This is a genomic window from Tsukamurella sp. TY48, from assembly GCF_019656655.1.
Classification (GTDB): domain Bacteria; phylum Actinomycetota; class Actinomycetes; order Mycobacteriales; family Mycobacteriaceae; genus Tsukamurella; species Tsukamurella strandjordii.
This window is the reverse complement of record NZ_BPMV01000001.1, coordinates 2,055,965-2,070,971: the sequence shown is the minus strand read 5'-3', so window position 1 is coordinate 2,070,971 and position 15,007 is coordinate 2,055,965. Positions and strand designations below refer to the sequence as shown.

Genomic DNA, 15,007 nt, shown 5'->3' with positions numbered 1-15,007 from the left:
GGCAGGCGGTGTCCATGCCGCCGCTCATGTGGCCGACCATAAGAATGCGGCGAGGGTGAAACCGAGCCCGAGGGCGACCATCACCGCGAGAATGATCAATAAAGCCATGATGGCCTGATCGACCCGCAACCGATACAGCGCCCAGGTCTGCGAGGCCGCCCAGAACGAGCGGGCTGCGGTCGGGATGCGCCCTCTCCCGCCGGGGCTCCGAACCGGAACCGGCCACCACCAGACGCCGCAGCCACAGACGTATCCACCAGCTCAGTCTCAGCCGGGCTCGCGCTGGGCAGTTGAGCGCAACCAGGGCGCCGGAGGCCAGTTCGATCCGCTGATGGGTCATACAGCGACTCCCGCGGCTGCCCCGCAGCGTGCCAACGCCACGCATTCTGCTCCAACCCCGCCCGGGTCGCCAGATCCGCCCACGCCTGCCCGACCCACCGGGCGACGAACCGGGAGACGCTAGCTGACGTTGACGGTGATCGTCCTGGTCACGGTGGGCTCATCGACACGCGTGGTGTCCACCCGGAGTACCTCCAGGCTGTCCTGCAGACCGTTCGCCAGGGTCTTCTGCTTGAGCTGGAAGGGCGTCTTCGGACCGGCGATCCCGGCGAGGCCGAAATCGCTGTCGTTGGCGATGTACAGCGTCTTGCCGCCGTCCGTGGAGGTGAGGCCCTCCACCTTGTCGTGGCCGAAGAACTTGCCCTCGGGGTTGAGCTTGTCCAGCATCCGGGTCAGCTCCAGCGCGACCGACTTCTTGACCGGGGTGATGCCGGCGCCCTTGAGTGCGCTCTCGGCATCGGCGGTGCTGCTCACGCCCACGATCGTCTCGGGATTCTGATCGCCCAGCGGGGTGGCGCCGTCGAGGTTGATCTTGTAGATCGTCTTGTTGGCCTTGGGCGCCAGCTTGTTATCGCGCTCGTCCACCAGGAACTCGGTGTTGGAGATCGCGGTGATCTCCGAGACCGCCTTCTTCGTGTCCTTCGGATTGTCCAGCAGGTACACGAACTGCTGAGTGGCCTTGGTCTTGAGGTCGATCGTCACGATCCGAGTGGCCGGCACGTCTTTGGCGTTGCCGCTGAGCCCCGGAACGTTGAGGGCCGACTGCATGATCCCGACCAGCCGCGAACCGTCGGGCGTGAGGGTCAGGCCCTCCATGCCCTGGTTCGGCGTGCGGTTCTTGAGCACCTCGGGCAGCCCGCGACCGGGCGCGAGGCGCTCGAGCTCCTGGCCGTTGGAGTCGAAGTGGATGAGGAACGGGCCGTACTCGTCGGACACCCAGAAGGAACCGTCGGGCATGGCGACGAGCCCCTCGGAGTCGATGCCGTGATCGCTGGGCGGAATCTCGCGACCGTCGAGGTCGAGGATCTTCTCGCCGGTGGGCGCCGCGGTATCGGTGCGGCCGTTGAGCGGACGGCCGTCAGGGCCCTTGAGGGTGATCACGCTCTGCAGCTTCGCGACGCCCTCCTCCAGCTTGAACCGGCCGATCTGCGGATTGAACTCGGGCGTCACCGCGATCTTCTGATCCTTGTCCGGGCCGTCCACGTTGGGGCCGCGGTCGGTGAGGCCGAAGAACTCGTTCTGCGCGCCCGGCACGGGCACCCAGGAGGAGCCGTAGCCGCTGGCGTCCACGCTGACTCCGCCCACGGTGGCCAGCGGCGGAATGTTCGAGGAGAACAGCTGCACCGCCGGCGAGACGGTGGCCTTGAGTTCGACCGATCCCTTGAATCCGGCGTTCGGCTTGAACACCAGGGCACCGCCCTTCGCGGCCTCGACGGTGCCGTTCTGCGAGGGGGCGACCCCCACCACGGCGCCGCCCGCCCCCAGCTTCGCCAACTGCTCGGCACTGATGGTGAGCGGGGTGTTCACGGCGGTGCTCAGGTCGAGCTTGGCGGCATCGTCGTCGCCCTTGCCGGACGAGCATCCGGCGCTGACGACGACCAAGGTGGCGCCCATCAGGGCGGCTGCGAGCGGGGTGACGATCAGGCGGCGATCAGGCATGCACTGTGCTTACCAGATCCAAGTGAACCGTTCAGGAATCGATGCGATTGCCCTCGGCGTCCCAGTGCTCGGCCACCTTCTTGCTGGGCTGCACCCGCGGCGGCTCGCCCGGCATCTTGGGGTAGTCGGGCGGGAAGTTCAGCTCGACGGGGTGCTCGTCCCACTTGTCGAGCAGCGGCGTGAGATCGTGTGCCACATCATCCATCTCGGCCCACGGGTTCCCGTCGGCCAGCCGCTCCGGCACCGAGAACAGGGTGAAGACGTGCGGGTCCTTGAGCCCGGCGAGCTCGTCCCAGGTGAGGGGCGTGGAGACGGTGGCGCCCTGGACGGCGCGCAGCGACCAGGCCGAGGCGATCGTGCGGTCCCGGCAGTTCTGGTTGTAGTCGACGAAGATGCGCTCGCCGCGCTCCTCCTTCCACCAGGCCGTCGTGACACCCGCGTCGCGCTTCTCCAGCTCACGACCGAAGGCGATGGCGGCGTGCCGGACATCGGTGAACTCCCAGCGGGGCTCGATCCGCACGAAGACGTGCACCCCGCGGTTGCCCGACGTCTTGCAGAAGGCCCGCATGCCCAGGTCGGCGAACAGCTCCCGCGCGACACCGGCCACCCGGACCACATCGCCGAAGTCGGTACCGGGCTGCGGGTCCAGGTCGATGCGCAGCTCGTCGGGGCGATCGACGTCGCCGCTGCGCACCGGCCAGGGGTGGAAGGTGATGGTGCCCATCTGGGCGCACCAGACCGGGATCGCGACCTCGTGCGGGCACAGCTCGTCTGCGGTGCGCCCGGAGGGGAAGGTGATCGTCACGGTCTGCGCGTACGACGGGGCGCCCTTCATCATTCGCTTCTGATAGAAGCCGTCGGCGTCCTTGTCCATCGGGCCCTGCGCGAGCCGGCCGCCGGGATGCACTCCGCCGGGCCATCTTTCGAGAGCGGTGGGCCGATCGCCGATGGCGGACAGCAGCGGCTCGCCGACCGCGGCGAAGTACTGGGCCACCTGCAGTTTGGAGACCTCGGGGGTGAGATCGGTGGCCGGGTAGATGATGCGGTCCGGGCTGGAGACCCGGACGGCGCGCTCACCGTCCGGCCCCGGGACGATCACCTCGGCGGCGGGCGTCTTGGCCATCTACTCGCCCTCCTGGAGCACGTCGTCGAGGTCGTAGTTCACCGGCACGTCGAGCTGGTCGTACCCGCAGCTCTCGGGCGTGCGATCCGGGCGCCAGCGCTTGAACTTCGCGGTGTGCCGCAGGCGCATGCCCTCCATCTGGTCGTAGTCGAACTCCACTACCAGCTCGGGCCGCACGGGCACCCACTCCCCCGTCTTCTCCGGGGTGGCCCAGCGGTTGGGCTCGCCCTGTACGGAGTCGGCGGTGCGCATGGGCTCCAGAAGTTGCAGGTACTCCTCGCGTTTGGCGGCCGTGAACGCGCCGATGCCGCCGATCGGGAGCAGTTGATCGTCCTTGTACAGGCCGAGCAGCACGGAGCCGACCGCGTTCGGCTGCGACTTGTGCGGGCGGTAGCCGATCACCACGGCCTCGGCCGTGCGGGCGTGTTTGACCTTGATCATCTCGCGTTTGCCCGGCAGGTAGTGCCCGTCGATCCGCTTGGAGATCACGCCGTCGAGCCCGGCGCCCTCGAACTTCTCGAACCAGTCGGCAGCGGCGCCGGCATCGGTGGTGACGCGGCTGATCTTGCAGGTTCCGGTGCCGGCGTAGGAGGAGACGAGAACCTCGCGGCGGGCGCTGAAGGGTTTGCCCGTGAGGTCCACATCGGCCATGGCGATGGCATCGAAGCCGATGAAGATGGCCGGGGTCTCCTCGGAGAGTTTCGTGATGCGGGATTCGGCGGGATGGATGCGGGCCGAGAGCGACTCCCAGTCGAGCCGCTTGCGGCCCTCGCGGTGCACGGCGACGGCGATCTCCCCGTCGAGCACGCAGCGCTCGGGGAGTTCGGCCCGCGCGGCGGCGACGACCTCGGGGAAGTAGCGCCCGAGGTCCTTGCCGCTGCGCGAGCCGATGAACACCTCGTGGCCGTCGCGGAAGATCAGGGCCCGGAATCCGTCCCACTTGGGCTCGTGGGAGTACCCCTCGCCGGGCACCGCTTTCGCGGCCTTGGCGAGCATCGGATCGAGCGGCGGGTTCACGGGCAGGTCCACGCGTCCGATCGTAGGCCGCGGGACCGACAGTGGGACCGATCCGGGATGGAAGCCCGTTATCCCATGCTCTTCTGGCCGTCGATGCTCTCGCGGATGATGTCGGCATGACCGGAGTGGTGCGCGGTCTCGCCCGCGATGTGCAGGAACACCCGGCGCACCGTCCAGAAGACGCCGGCCGGCTGCCACGGCGCCTCGGGGAGTTCGTACGCGGTGTCCAGGTCGAGGGTGCGCACCAGCTCGTCGGTCGCGGCGGCCGCCTTCTCGTACTCGGCGAGGGCGGACTCGATGGTCTGGCCGTCGGTGAGGCGGAAGGTGTCGGCGAAGGCCGCCTCCTGCTCGGGGGTGATGTTCTCGAAGTCGATGTCGTCCATGGCGTGGCCGTTGCCCAGTGCGAACCGCTGCCACCCCTTCTCCACCTCGGTCACGTGCTTGATGAGCCCGCCCACGGTGAGCGCGCTGACGGTGCTGCGGGTGTTGGCCTGCTCATCGGACAGGCCCTGGGCGGTGAAGCGGAGGAAGTGCCGGCGCTCGGCCAGGAAGCTGAGGATGTCGGCGCGTTCTCCGGTGGCTGTGTGCTGCTGTGTCTCGGTCATGAAACGAGCCTAGAATTCCTTGGTGACAGTTTCTGTCCTCAATTGAGAGAATCCTCGAAGACATGGCGAACACGAGCTCCCGAACCCTGCGACTGCTGTCCCTGCTGCAGACGCACCGGTACTGGCCGGGCACGGAACTGGCCGACCGGCTCGACGTCTCCGTGCGCACGCTGCGGCGCGATATCGAGCGGTTGCGCGAGCTGGGCTATCCGGTGAACGCCTCACGCGGCGTGGACGGCGGGTACCAGCTGGCGGCGGGCGCCGCGCTGCCCCCGCTGGTCCTCGACGATGAGGAGGCCGTGGCCATCGCCGTCGGCCTCCAGACGGCGGCCCAGGGCGGGCTGACGGGCATCGCCGAGACCTCGGTGCGCGCGTTGGGCAAGGTGGCGGCGGTGATGCCGCCGCGGCTGCGCAAGCGGGTGGAGGCCTTCGGTGCCGTCACGCAGCCGGCGGGCTGGTCGGGCGGGCCCACGGTGGACCCGCGGATCCTGACGGATCTCGCCGAGGCCTGCCGCGCGGAGGAGCGGATCGAGTTCGGCTACACCGCCGCCGACGGTGCCGCGACCGAGCGCCTGGCCGAACCGCTGCGGCTGGTATCGCTGGGGCGCCGCTGGTACCTGGTGGCCTACGACCTGCACCGGCACGACTGGCGCAGTTTCCGGCTGGACCGGATCACCCGGCCCACGCGCACCGGCGTGCGATTCCGGCCCCGGGAGCTCCCCGCCGAGGACGCCGCGGCGTACGTGCTCGCCTCGGTCGGGCAGCGCACGCCGGGCTACTCCATCGAGTTCCGGGTGCAGGCGCCCCGCGCGGCCGTGCAGGCCGCGATCGGGCGGTACGCGCAGCTGACGCAGGACGGCGCGGAGACGGTGGTGCGGATGCAGGCCGACACGCTGGACTGGGCGGCCATGGCCATCGCAGTGCTGGCGGCGCCGGCCACCGTCGTGCAGCCGCCCGAGCTGGTGGAGCACGTGGCCGGTTGGGCCCGCACCCTCGGCGCGGTGCGCTCGTAAGCTGGGGCGGTGACAGCCGGACGATACGCACCGAGCCCCTCGGGCGCTCTGCACGTGGGCAACCTGCGGACGGCGCTGCTCGCGTGGCTGTTCGCGCGGTCGACCGGGCGTGAATTCCTCCTGCGGGTCGAGGATCTCGACACCGGCCGCACGGCCGCCGGTGCCGAGGCGAGCCAGTTGGCCGATCTCGCTGCGCTGGGGCTGGATTGGGACGGCGCGGTGGTCCGGCAGTCCGATCGGACCGCGTCGTACGCCGCCGCTCTGGAGCAGTTGGACGTGTACGAGTGTTACTGCACCCGGCGCGAGATCCTCTCCGCACCCTCTGCCCCGCACACGCCGGACGGTGCGTACCCCGGCACCTGTCGCGACCTCACCGAGCCCGAACGCGCGGCACGCCGGTCCGAGCGTCCGGCGGCACTGCGCCTGCGCTCGACGGTGCGCTCGTTCACGGTGCACGACGAGCTGCACGGCGAATACACCGGCATGGTCGACGATTTCGTGCTGCGCCGCGGCGACGGCACCTACGCCTACAACCTCGCCGTGGTGGTCGACGATGCGGCGCAGGGCATCGATCAGGTGGTCCGCGGCGATGATCTGCTCTCGTCCGCGCCCCGGCAGGCCTACCTCACCGAGCTCCTGGGCGGCGTCGCGCCGCGGTACGCGCACGTCCCGATGGTCCTGGGCCCCACCGGGGTCCGGCTCGCCAAGCGCGACGGTGCCGTCACCCTCGCCGAACGCGGCGGACCGTCGACGGTGCTGCCGGAGCTGGCGTCCAGCCTGGGACTGGCCGGATCGACCCCGGTGGAGATGCTCGACGGTTTCGATCCGCAGTCACTCCCCCGCGAGCCCTGGACGCTTCCGCTCTGAGACAGCGCCCGATGCCCGGCGCGCACGATGCCGCCGTGGCGCACCGCGTTGCCCGCCGAGATACCGGCCAACGCATCGCCGATCCACGCGAGGAGCCTTCTACCGCTGAGCTTTTCGTTCGCTTCCTTCGTCATGCACCCGACGCTACGGCGGCGGCGGGCGCTCGCACAGTGGCCTAGATGCCATCTATCGTCAAGATATGGCCTGATCGCGATCGGTGCGGAACCGATCCCGGTAGGCGGTGGGATTCAGGCCGGTCTGCCGCTTGAAGTGATAGCGCAGCGTTTCCTCGGCGTCGAACCCGGATCGGGTGGCAACGGCGGTGACCGGCTCGTCGGTGGTCTCGAGCAGGCTCATCGCCCGGTACACCCGCTGCCGGGTGAGCCACTCCAGCGGGGCGGACCCGGTGTGGCTGCGGAACTGCCGGTGCAGGGTCCGCCGGGAGACCCCGGCCCGCGCGGCCATATCGTCGACGCCCGCGACGGAGTCGACCGACCGCGCGAGCGATTCGAGGTAGTCCGCGAACCGCGCATCGACATCGGGGCGGAGCGCATCGATCGTCACGAACTGCGATTGGTCACCGTCGCGGTGCGGCGCGACCACCATGCGGCGCGCGACCTCGTTGGCCACCTCCGAGCCGTGGTCGTCGCGGATCAGCTTCAGGCACAGGTCGAGTCCGGCGGCGGAGCCCGCACCCGTGGTCACGTCACCATCGCGCACGTAGAGGTCGGAGGGTGTGACGTGGATGCGCGGGAATCGGTGCTGCAGCAGGCTGGCGTACCGCCAGTGCGTGGTGGCGCGCCGCCCGTCGAGCAGGCCCGCCTCGGCGAGAGCGAAGGCTCCGCTGCAGATGGAGACCATGCGGGCACCGTTCGCAGCAGCGGCGCGCAGGTGTTCGGTCCACTCGGGATTGGAGTTGCGGCGCGGATCGGTCACGGCGGTCACGATCACGGTGTCGGCGGTCGCGATGTCGGCGAGCCCGTAGCCCGGGTGCAGGATCGCACCACCCACGGTGTGCACCCCACCCGCCGGGCCACAGGCCCGCACGTCGTAGTCGAGGGTCAGGTCGCCCCACGAGAAGCCCAGCGCCTCCACGGCGATGCCGTACTCGAACAGCGTCATGCCGTCGCAGACCGGGAGGGCGACCACATGAGCCATGGCACGATCCTACCCTTGCGGCGTCTATCGGTCATCGTGTTCCGCAGCTAGTCCGGCTCGTACTCGTATTCCTCGCGGACCCGTTCGATGTCTGCGGCGTGAGCATCGAGTCCGGCTTCGATGATCGGATCGCCCTCGAACCGTTGTCGAGCGGACTGCAAGAGATGCTCCAAGTCATCGGACCACTGTTGCCAGCCAAACCCCTGGGCCGCGAAACCCTCCGAGTGCGGACGCCACGCCATCCCGTGCGCCGCCATGAAGCGGTGTACGGCCGCGATCTCGCGAACCCGATCGGCCAGCTCGTTCAACGAGCAGCCGTAAATTCCCGTCGCGATGGGGTCCGGTCCGAAGACGGAGTCGAACTCACCGTCAAGGCTTCCCATTGCCGATTCCGCGGCATCGACGATCGCCTGCCACACCGTCCGAGCCACGAGCACGAAGACGAGTGGGTCGCCGTCAACCGCGATGACCGGAGGGGCTTTCGGGTCGCTTTCCCTGAACCGAAGCCACACCGACGTATTGCGTTCCAGCAGTTCCATGATGCCATCGAGAGATTCGGTGGTTACCCCGAGAGCCGCGTAGTGCCTGTCCACTGTGATCCGCCCGTCGGCGAGGTCCCTGAAGTACGAAAAGAGAAGATCCGTGTTGCGATCGGGCTCGAACGAGATCGCTCCCGCTCGGTCATGTTTGCCGTACATCGGAAGGGCGAACGGTAGGTACGTCGCGTCATGGCGGCGGCGTAGGGGAACGAGGACTGCGTCGCTGTCACGCAATCCGATTCCAGTCAGGCCGCACGTCGCGTCGAATATCCCCATCGTGGTCCCGCCTCCTGCATCACTCGCTAGTGACGACTCCGGTCGCGTACCCACTCGTTTCGTGAGTACGCGACCGGTTCCTCGGCTGACTAGTCGGACTTGGCGAGGTGCTGCTGGGTGCCCTTGTAGTAGCGCCCCAGGAACTCCTCCTTGAACTCCCAGTAGGTGCCGTCGATCATCGACTGCCGGATCTTGGCCACGAGCGAGACGATGAACTGCTCGTTGTGGATGGTGGCCAGCGTGGCCGCCAGCCCCTCCTTGGCCTTGAACAGGTGGTGGATGTAGGCGCGGGAGAACTGCGAGGTGTAGTTCTGCGTCTCCGGGTCCAGCGGCTGGAAGTCGGTCTTGAACCGCGAGTTGGTCACGTTGTAGCGACCGTCCACGGAGTAGATCGCACCGTTGCGCGCCACCCGCGAGGGCGAGACGCAGTCGAAGGTGTCGATGCCCTGCTCCACCGCGGCGAAGATGTCGTCCGGCTCGGAGATGCCCAGCAGGTGCTTCGGCTTGTCCTCCTCCAGCTCCTGGTTCACCCAGCGCACGATGGTCGACAGGTTCGCCTTCTCCAGCGCACCGCCGATGCCGTAGCCGCCGAAGCCCAGGCCGCCGCCCTCACGGTCCTCCTCGCTCAGTGCCCGCAGATCGCGAGCGGCCTTGCGCCGCAGGTCCTCGTACTGCGCGCCCTGCACCACGCCCCACAGCGAGATCGCGTCGTGGCGCTGCGCGGTGAGCCAGTTGTGCTCGGACAGTGAGCGTCGCGCCCACAGCCGGGTCCGCTCCAGCGACTCCACCTGGTACGCCCGGGTGTTGTGCAGGGTGGTCAGCTCGTCGAAGGCGAAGATGATGTCGGCGCCCAGCTGGTGCTGGATCTGCATCGACCGCTCCGGCGTGAACCGGTGCTCCGTGCCGTCGAGGTGGCTGAGGAAGGTGACCCCGTCGTCGTCGACGCGGGAGAGCCGGTCCTTGCCCTCGGCGATGGCGTCGTCGCCCTGCAGCTCCTGGTCGCCGTTCATGTCGATGACCTTCTTGAAGCCCGAGCCCAGCGACATCACCTGGAAGCCACCGGAATCGGTGAAGGTGGGGCCGTCCCAGTTCATGAACTTGCCGAGGCCGCCGGCCTGTTCCACGATCTCCGGACCGGGCTGCAGGTACAGGTGGTACGCGTTCGCGAGCACCGCCTGCGCCCCCAGATCGGCCACCGCGTCCGGCATCACCGTCTTCACGGTCGCCTTGGTGCCCACCGGGATGAACGCCGGCGTCAGGATCTCGCCGTGCGGGGTGAGCAGCCGGCCGGCGCGGCCCAGCGGACCGTCGGGGCCCTCAAGGCGCGCGTCGATGTCGAACCGCGTGGGATCGCTGATGTGCTCGTTCTGCAGCCGGGTGCGGCTGGTCATCGAGCGGTAGTCCGAGCGCAGCGCGCTGAGCTCGGCGGCGATCGCCTTGTTCTGCTCGCGCAGCTGCGCGAGCTCGTCGCGGGTCCGGTCGGAGCGGGTGCGCTCCGCCTGCCGGATCGGGCCGGTCGTGGTCTCCGCGTCGGTCGGCTGGGCGGGACGCGCCACCGGGTACTCGCCGGTGTCGGGCACCGAAGCGACTGCGGCCGCTGCGGTCTCGTCGTCCTTCGGAGTCTCGGCCGCGGCCGGGATCGGCGCGGTGGGCGCCGCGGCGGGCGTCGGCTGCACCGGCACCTTCTGCGTGGGCACCTGCTGGAGGGGCAGGCCCACCGGAGCGGTCGGCGTCGCGCCGTTGACGTAGCCGTTCACACCGCCGGTCACCTTCACCCGCTCGGTGGCGGGAGCGTCCGCACGGGCGGCCACGGGCACCTCGGTGGTGACGTGCTCGCCCAGGGCGTCCGGGAGCGGCGCCGTCTCGGTGGAGCTCTTCGCCAGCACCGCGGACAGGGACTCGCCCTCGATGTCGACGTTCGGCAGGATCCGGTCCAGCCACTTCGGCAGCCACCAGGCCGCATCGCCGAGCAGCATCATCACCGACGGGATGATCACCATGCGCACCACGAAGGCGTCGAACAGGACGGCCGCGGCCAGGCCGAAGCCGATCTCCTTGATGAACACCGCATCGTTGAGGATGAACGAGGCGAACACCGAGATCATGATGATCGCGGCCGCGGTCACCACGCGGGCGCCGTACTGCACGCCGGTGATCACCGAGGCGGTCGCATCGCCCGTGTGCACGTACTCCTCACGCATGCGGGACACCAGGAACACCTGGTAATCCATCGCAAGGCCGAAGACGATGCCGATCAGGAAGATCGGCAGGAACGAGACCAGCGGCTGCGTGTTGTCGATCAGGCCGAGCGCACCGTCGGTGAAGATCGCCGAGGTCACGCCGAACGTGGCCACCACCGACAGCAGGAAGCCGAGAACCGCGGTGAGCGGCACCAGGATCGAGCGGAAGGCCACCAGCAGCAGCAGGAAGGCCAGGCCCACCACGATGGCGAGGTAGATCGGCAGCGCTTCCTTGGACAGCTTGTCCGAGATGTCCATTTCGATCGCGGTGTTACCCGCGACGCCGAGGTCCATCTTGAAGGTCTGCTTCAGGCCGGCATCGCCGTTGGGCAGGTTCCGCAGGTCCTTGACCAGGTCCTTGGTCAGCTGATCCGTCGGCCCGCCCTTGGGGGTCACGATGATCGTGGCGGCCCTGTTATCGGGGGCGAGCTGCGCGATCTGCGCGTTCGCGACCTTCGGCTTCATATCCGGATCGTTGTTCAGCTTGTCCACGATCTGCGCGTACGCGCGCAGCCGCTGATCCGGCTGGGCCTGCGAGCCGTCGACCGCCACCATCAGCTGACCGTTGGAGCCCTTGCCCCAGGCGTCGGAGGTGAGGTCGTAGGCCTTGCGCTCGGAGGTGGTCTTCTCGCTCATCCCCGAACCCGGGAGCGCGGTCTGCATGTCCTTCATCGGGATCGCGAGGATGCCCAGCACCGCGACGCCGGCGAGCAGCGTGACCACGGGAACCTTCTTCACCACATGCGCCCAGCGCAGGCCGTTGGCCGTGCGGCCCTCGCCCTCGTCGGTGTCCTGCGGGTGCAGCCCCTTGACCCGGCCGGCGAAGACCTTGCTGCCGAACAGGCCCAGCAGCGCCGGGAGCAGGGTGAGCGCCACGATCACGGCGATGAACACGCCCCAGGCGGCGGCCACACCCATCTGACCGAGGAAGTCCATGCCGATGAAGGCCAGCGCGGCCAGCGCGATGATCACCGTCAGTCCGGCGAAGATCACCGCCGAGCCGGCGGTGCCCACCGCGACGCCGGCGGCCTCGGCCCGCTGTTCCTTGGTGGTCGCGTTCATCCGCCGCAGCTCGTGCCGGAAGCGGGAGACGATGAACAGGGCGTAGTCGATGGTGACGGCCAGGCCGATCATCGAGGTGAGCACCGTGGGGAAGGTGCCGAGCTCGATGAAGCGGGTGGCGATCATGACGCCGGCCAGGGCCACGGGGACCGCGATGATCGCGTTGATCAGCGGCAGGCCCCAGGCCACCAGCGAGGCGAAGGTGATGATCAGGACGATCGCGGCCACCAGCATGCCGATCAGCTCGCTGGTGATGCCCATGTCTTCCATGCCCTTGGCGGCGGAACCGTCGGCCTCCACCTGCAGCGAGCCCTGCGAGGCGTCCTCTCCCGCGATGCGGGCGTCCTTGATCTTCTGCGCGGTGTCCTTGGGCAGGTCGGTGACCTTGTCGACGAAATCGACCTTGAGCTTGGCGGTCTTCCCGTCGGGGCTCACCGTGGAGGTGACCGCGGCGTCGGCCTTCTGCTGCTCCGGCGACTTGGTGGAGGCGATGTCCTTCTGCTGCGCCGTCATCGCCTCGAGCGTCTGGCGCTGGGCGGGGGTCAGGACGCCGTCGTCGAGCTTGCCGGTGGGGTTGTGCAGCAGGTTGCCGTCCTTGACCAGCGGCACCTCGACGTCGTTGGCGTCCTTCTTGGACAGGCCCTTGATCTGCTCGATCGTCTTGTCGATACCGGCGGCGTTCTTCGGATCGGTGAGCTTGCCCTCCTTCGCGTGGAAGACGAAGGTGGCCGAGGCGGTGGTGAACGGATCGTCGCCGCCCTCGCCGCCGAACTGCTCGTTGACGATGTTCGTGGCCTTCTCCGACGGCAGGCCGGGAAGGTTGAAGTTGTCGACGGTGGGCTTGCTCAACGTGGCCGCACCGATGCCCATGGCGATCAGCAGGAGCACCCAGACGGCGATGACCTTGAAGCGGTTCAGGTAGGCGAACTTGCCCAACCGGTAGAGAAGCAGTGCCATGAGAGGTACTCCCGGTTCGTCGGACGGCGCGTGGGACTGCCGCGGCCGCGGCTGCGGTTCTGGTGTCAGTGTACCGATGGTTTCACCCTGCAATAAAGTCGCTGACCGGGTCTTTTGTGAGTTCAATCACGGATTCGCCGGTATGGTGGGCCACATGAGCACTTTGCGCAGGTCTGCAACACCAGTCACAGCAGTCGCAATCGCAACATTCGGCGGGATGCTGCTCGCCGGCTGCGGCTCGTCCTCCACCGACAGCAGCCCCACCATCACGGCCGCACCCGCCGCATCGTCGAGCGCCGCCGCCGTGACCCGCGGCGACATGTGCGGCCAGACCCGCGGTCCCGACGGTCCGCTCTACGTGCACGCCCTCGGCGCCGCCAAGGTCGACTGCGTCGAGGCGATGACCATCGCCGACAAGTTCAGCCCCCAGATCGCCACCGGTAAGCCCGCCACCGTCGACGGCTGGAACTGCTCCTTCCCGAGCTCCCCCGGGATGCTCGCCCGGTGCGACAGCACCAAGGGCCCGCAGGCCATCGGCTTCTTCAGCTCGCACTGATCCGGTCGGCCACCACCTCGTCGAGCTCGGCCGCCACATCGTCGGGCAGGTCGATGGCGAACCGCTCGGCCAGAATCGCCCGACGGTCCGCCGCCGGGTACGGCACCGACTCCCGGAAACCGTCCGGGCGGGTGGTGATGATGCTGTCGCCCGTGAGCACGAGCCTGCGGTCGGGGTGGTTCATCACCGCCATCAGGCGGCCGCGGAAGGGCGAGAAGGGCGAGGTCGCCACGTAATAGTTGGTCATCCGCAGGTCGGTCCAGGTGCGATCGGCGAGCGGGAACCGGTACTGCGGGCGCCATTCACCGCTGCTCGGATCGAGGAAGTCGAGCTGCCATTCCTCGGCGAAGCCGCGCGTCGACCGCCGCACGCGGTAGGTCCAGCCGCCGGCGTCCTGCTCCAGGCCGTCCACCAGCCGCAGCGGCGCGAGCGGCACCGCCCCGAATCCGACCTCCACCAGCCACCGCGCACCGTCGACCTGCACCACCAGGAGCGCATGCGTCGAGGGCGACCGATCGCCCTGCAACAGCACCCGCCCCGCGACCGCGGAGAAGGTGAACCCGTGCCGCTGCAGGACGGCCGCGAGCAGCGGGACGTGGCCGGTGCAGCCGTAGCCGCGGCGGCCGTCGATCATCCGGCGCTGCAGCGCGTCGATCGTGAGCTCGCCGGGGATGCCGCGGACGGCGTCGATGTTCTCCCAGGGCAGGGTGGTCGCGTGCGCTGCGACGAGGCGCGTGAGCCCCTCGGGATCGGTCGCGACCGGGGCGGCGAGACCGACCCGGCGCAGGTACCGGTCCAGATCGAGTTCGTCGGCGCCCCAGGCCTCGTCGTGATTCATGCCTCCATCTCACTCTTACGGGTGAGAGCGCGCCACTCCTCCGGGTGATCCGCACACCGGTCCGCCGAACCTACCGTCCGAGGCATGAAGAAACTGCTGGTCGGATCGCTCATCGTCGCGGCATTCCTCGCCTACGCCCTGCCCGTGTACCTCACCGGCGGCAGCCGCGTGCCGCTCGACGGTCAGCCGTCCTGGTACTACCCGCTGCTGGTCGGCCACATCATGCTCGGCGCGATCGCCATGCTCGCCGGGCTGGTGCAGCTCGGCCGGCGCTGGTTCGCGCGCTATCACCGGATCGCCGGCCGGATCTACGTGGCCTGCGCCGTTCCCGTGGGGTTGGCGTCGATCACCGTAGGCGCGATGACCCCGTTCGGTCCGGCCAATGCGGTCTCCAACGTGACCCTCGGCGCGCTCATGCTGTTGTTCACCGTGCTCGGCGTGCGCTCGATCCTGGCGCGGGACGTGACCCATCACCGGCGCTGGATGCTGCGCAGCGCCGCGCTGATGTACTCGGTGATCATCAATCGCGTGCTGGCGCCGATCATCTTCCTGACGCTCGACGGCCTCGGACTCGAACCGCACGTGGTGGACGGGCTGGGCGTGGCGCTCACCGCGTGGCTCAGCTGGCTGATCGCGCTCGGCGTCTGCGAGTGGTGGCTGCGCCGCACACCCCGGCGCGAAACCGGCACTCGATCGGGTCGAACCGCCGTAGCCGCCGCCTGAACGAATTCATCGCCGGTTTCGGAAACCGCGGAGAC

The 15,007-nt window shown here is 68.8% G+C and carries 12 protein-coding genes and 1 pseudogene; 4 read left to right on the top strand and 9 right to left on the bottom strand.

Annotated features, from left to right (window positions below; translation table 11 throughout):
- Positions 1-459: 459 nt before the first annotated feature.
- From TTY48_RS10055 to TTY48_RS10040, 4 genes are read right to left on the bottom strand one after another with little or no spacing between them, the layout of a single operon-like run.
- Complete coding sequence (locus tag TTY48_RS10055) at positions 460-1,998, bottom strand: esterase-like activity of phytase family protein (RefSeq protein ID WP_220657357.1); 1,539 nt, start codon at positions 1,996-1,998, stop codon at positions 460-462.
- Positions 1,999-2,029: 31 nt separating this feature from the next.
- Complete coding sequence (locus tag TTY48_RS10050; RefSeq protein ID WP_220657356.1) at positions 2,030-3,121, bottom strand: DNA polymerase domain-containing protein; 1,092 nt, start codon at positions 3,119-3,121, stop codon at positions 2,030-2,032.
- On the bottom strand, positions 3,122-4,150 hold the full coding sequence (locus TTY48_RS10045) for an ATP-dependent DNA ligase (RefSeq protein WP_220657355.1): 1,029 nt from the start codon (positions 4,148-4,150) through the stop codon (positions 3,122-3,124). It abuts the gene before it with no gap.
- Between the two features lie 56 nt (positions 4,151-4,206).
- Positions 4,207-4,743 carry a DinB family protein gene (locus tag TTY48_RS10040; RefSeq protein ID WP_220657354.1) on the bottom strand — a complete coding sequence of 179 codons (537 nt, stop codon included), beginning with the start codon at positions 4,741-4,743 and terminating at the stop codon, positions 4,207-4,209.
- Between the two features lie 62 nt (positions 4,744-4,805).
- Here TTY48_RS10040 and TTY48_RS10035 point away from each other — a divergent pair, with 62 nt between their 5' ends.
- Together TTY48_RS10035 and gluQRS are read left to right on the top strand one after the other, a co-directional pair.
- Positions 4,806-5,756, top strand: coding sequence for a YafY family protein (locus tag TTY48_RS10035; RefSeq protein ID WP_220657353.1), 951 nt, complete (start codon positions 4,806-4,808; stop codon positions 5,754-5,756).
- Between the two features lie 9 nt (positions 5,757-5,765).
- A complete protein-coding gene (gene gluQRS / locus TTY48_RS10030) occupies positions 5,766-6,623 on the top strand; it encodes a tRNA glutamyl-Q(34) synthetase GluQRS (RefSeq protein WP_220657352.1) in 858 nt (285 codons plus the stop codon).
- A gap of 192 nt (positions 6,624-6,815) precedes the next feature.
- Here gluQRS and TTY48_RS10025 read toward each other — a convergent pair whose 3' ends face one another.
- The 4 genes and pseudogenes from TTY48_RS10025 to TTY48_RS10010 all read right to left on the bottom strand — a co-directional run.
- On the bottom strand, positions 6,816-7,781 hold the full coding sequence (locus TTY48_RS10025) for a GlxA family transcriptional regulator (RefSeq protein ID WP_220657351.1): 966 nt from the start codon (positions 7,779-7,781) through the stop codon (positions 6,816-6,818).
- A gap of 47 nt (positions 7,782-7,828) precedes the next feature.
- The gene (locus tag TTY48_RS10020; RefSeq protein ID WP_220657350.1) at positions 7,829-8,596 is read right to left on the bottom strand and encodes a hypothetical protein; all 768 of its coding nucleotides are present in this window, start codon (positions 8,594-8,596) and stop codon (positions 7,829-7,831) included.
- Between the two features lie 89 nt (positions 8,597-8,685).
- Positions 8,686-9,987: a tRNA guanosine(34) transglycosylase Tgt gene (tgt, locus tag TTY48_RS10015; protein ID WP_220658534.1), complete on the bottom strand. Its 1,302-nt coding sequence runs from the start codon at positions 9,985-9,987 to the stop codon at positions 8,686-8,688.
- A 564-nt stretch (positions 9,988-10,551) separates the two neighbouring features.
- Positions 10,552-12,768, bottom strand: a pseudogene (locus TTY48_RS10010) (MMPL family transporter); the annotation flags it as partial.
- A 304-nt stretch (positions 12,769-13,072) separates the two neighbouring features.
- Here TTY48_RS10010 and TTY48_RS10005 point away from each other — a divergent pair.
- Entirely contained in the window at positions 13,073-13,411 is a 339-nt protein-coding gene (locus tag TTY48_RS10005) for a hypothetical protein (RefSeq protein ID WP_255585610.1), read from the top strand.
- Here the strand turns inward: TTY48_RS10005 and TTY48_RS10000 are convergent.
- On the bottom strand, positions 13,398-14,249 hold the full coding sequence (locus TTY48_RS10000; RefSeq protein ID WP_220657348.1) for an arylamine N-acetyltransferase: 852 nt from the start codon (positions 14,247-14,249) through the stop codon (positions 13,398-13,400). The two genes, TTY48_RS10005 and TTY48_RS10000, sit on opposite strands and share 14 nt — an antisense overlap.
- Positions 14,250-14,333: 84 nt before the next feature.
- Between TTY48_RS10000 and TTY48_RS09995 the strand changes: the two genes are divergently transcribed.
- Complete coding sequence (locus TTY48_RS09995) at positions 14,334-14,972, top strand: DUF2306 domain-containing protein (protein WP_220657347.1); 639 nt, start codon at positions 14,334-14,336, stop codon at positions 14,970-14,972.
- Positions 14,973-15,007 lie beyond the last annotated feature (35 nt).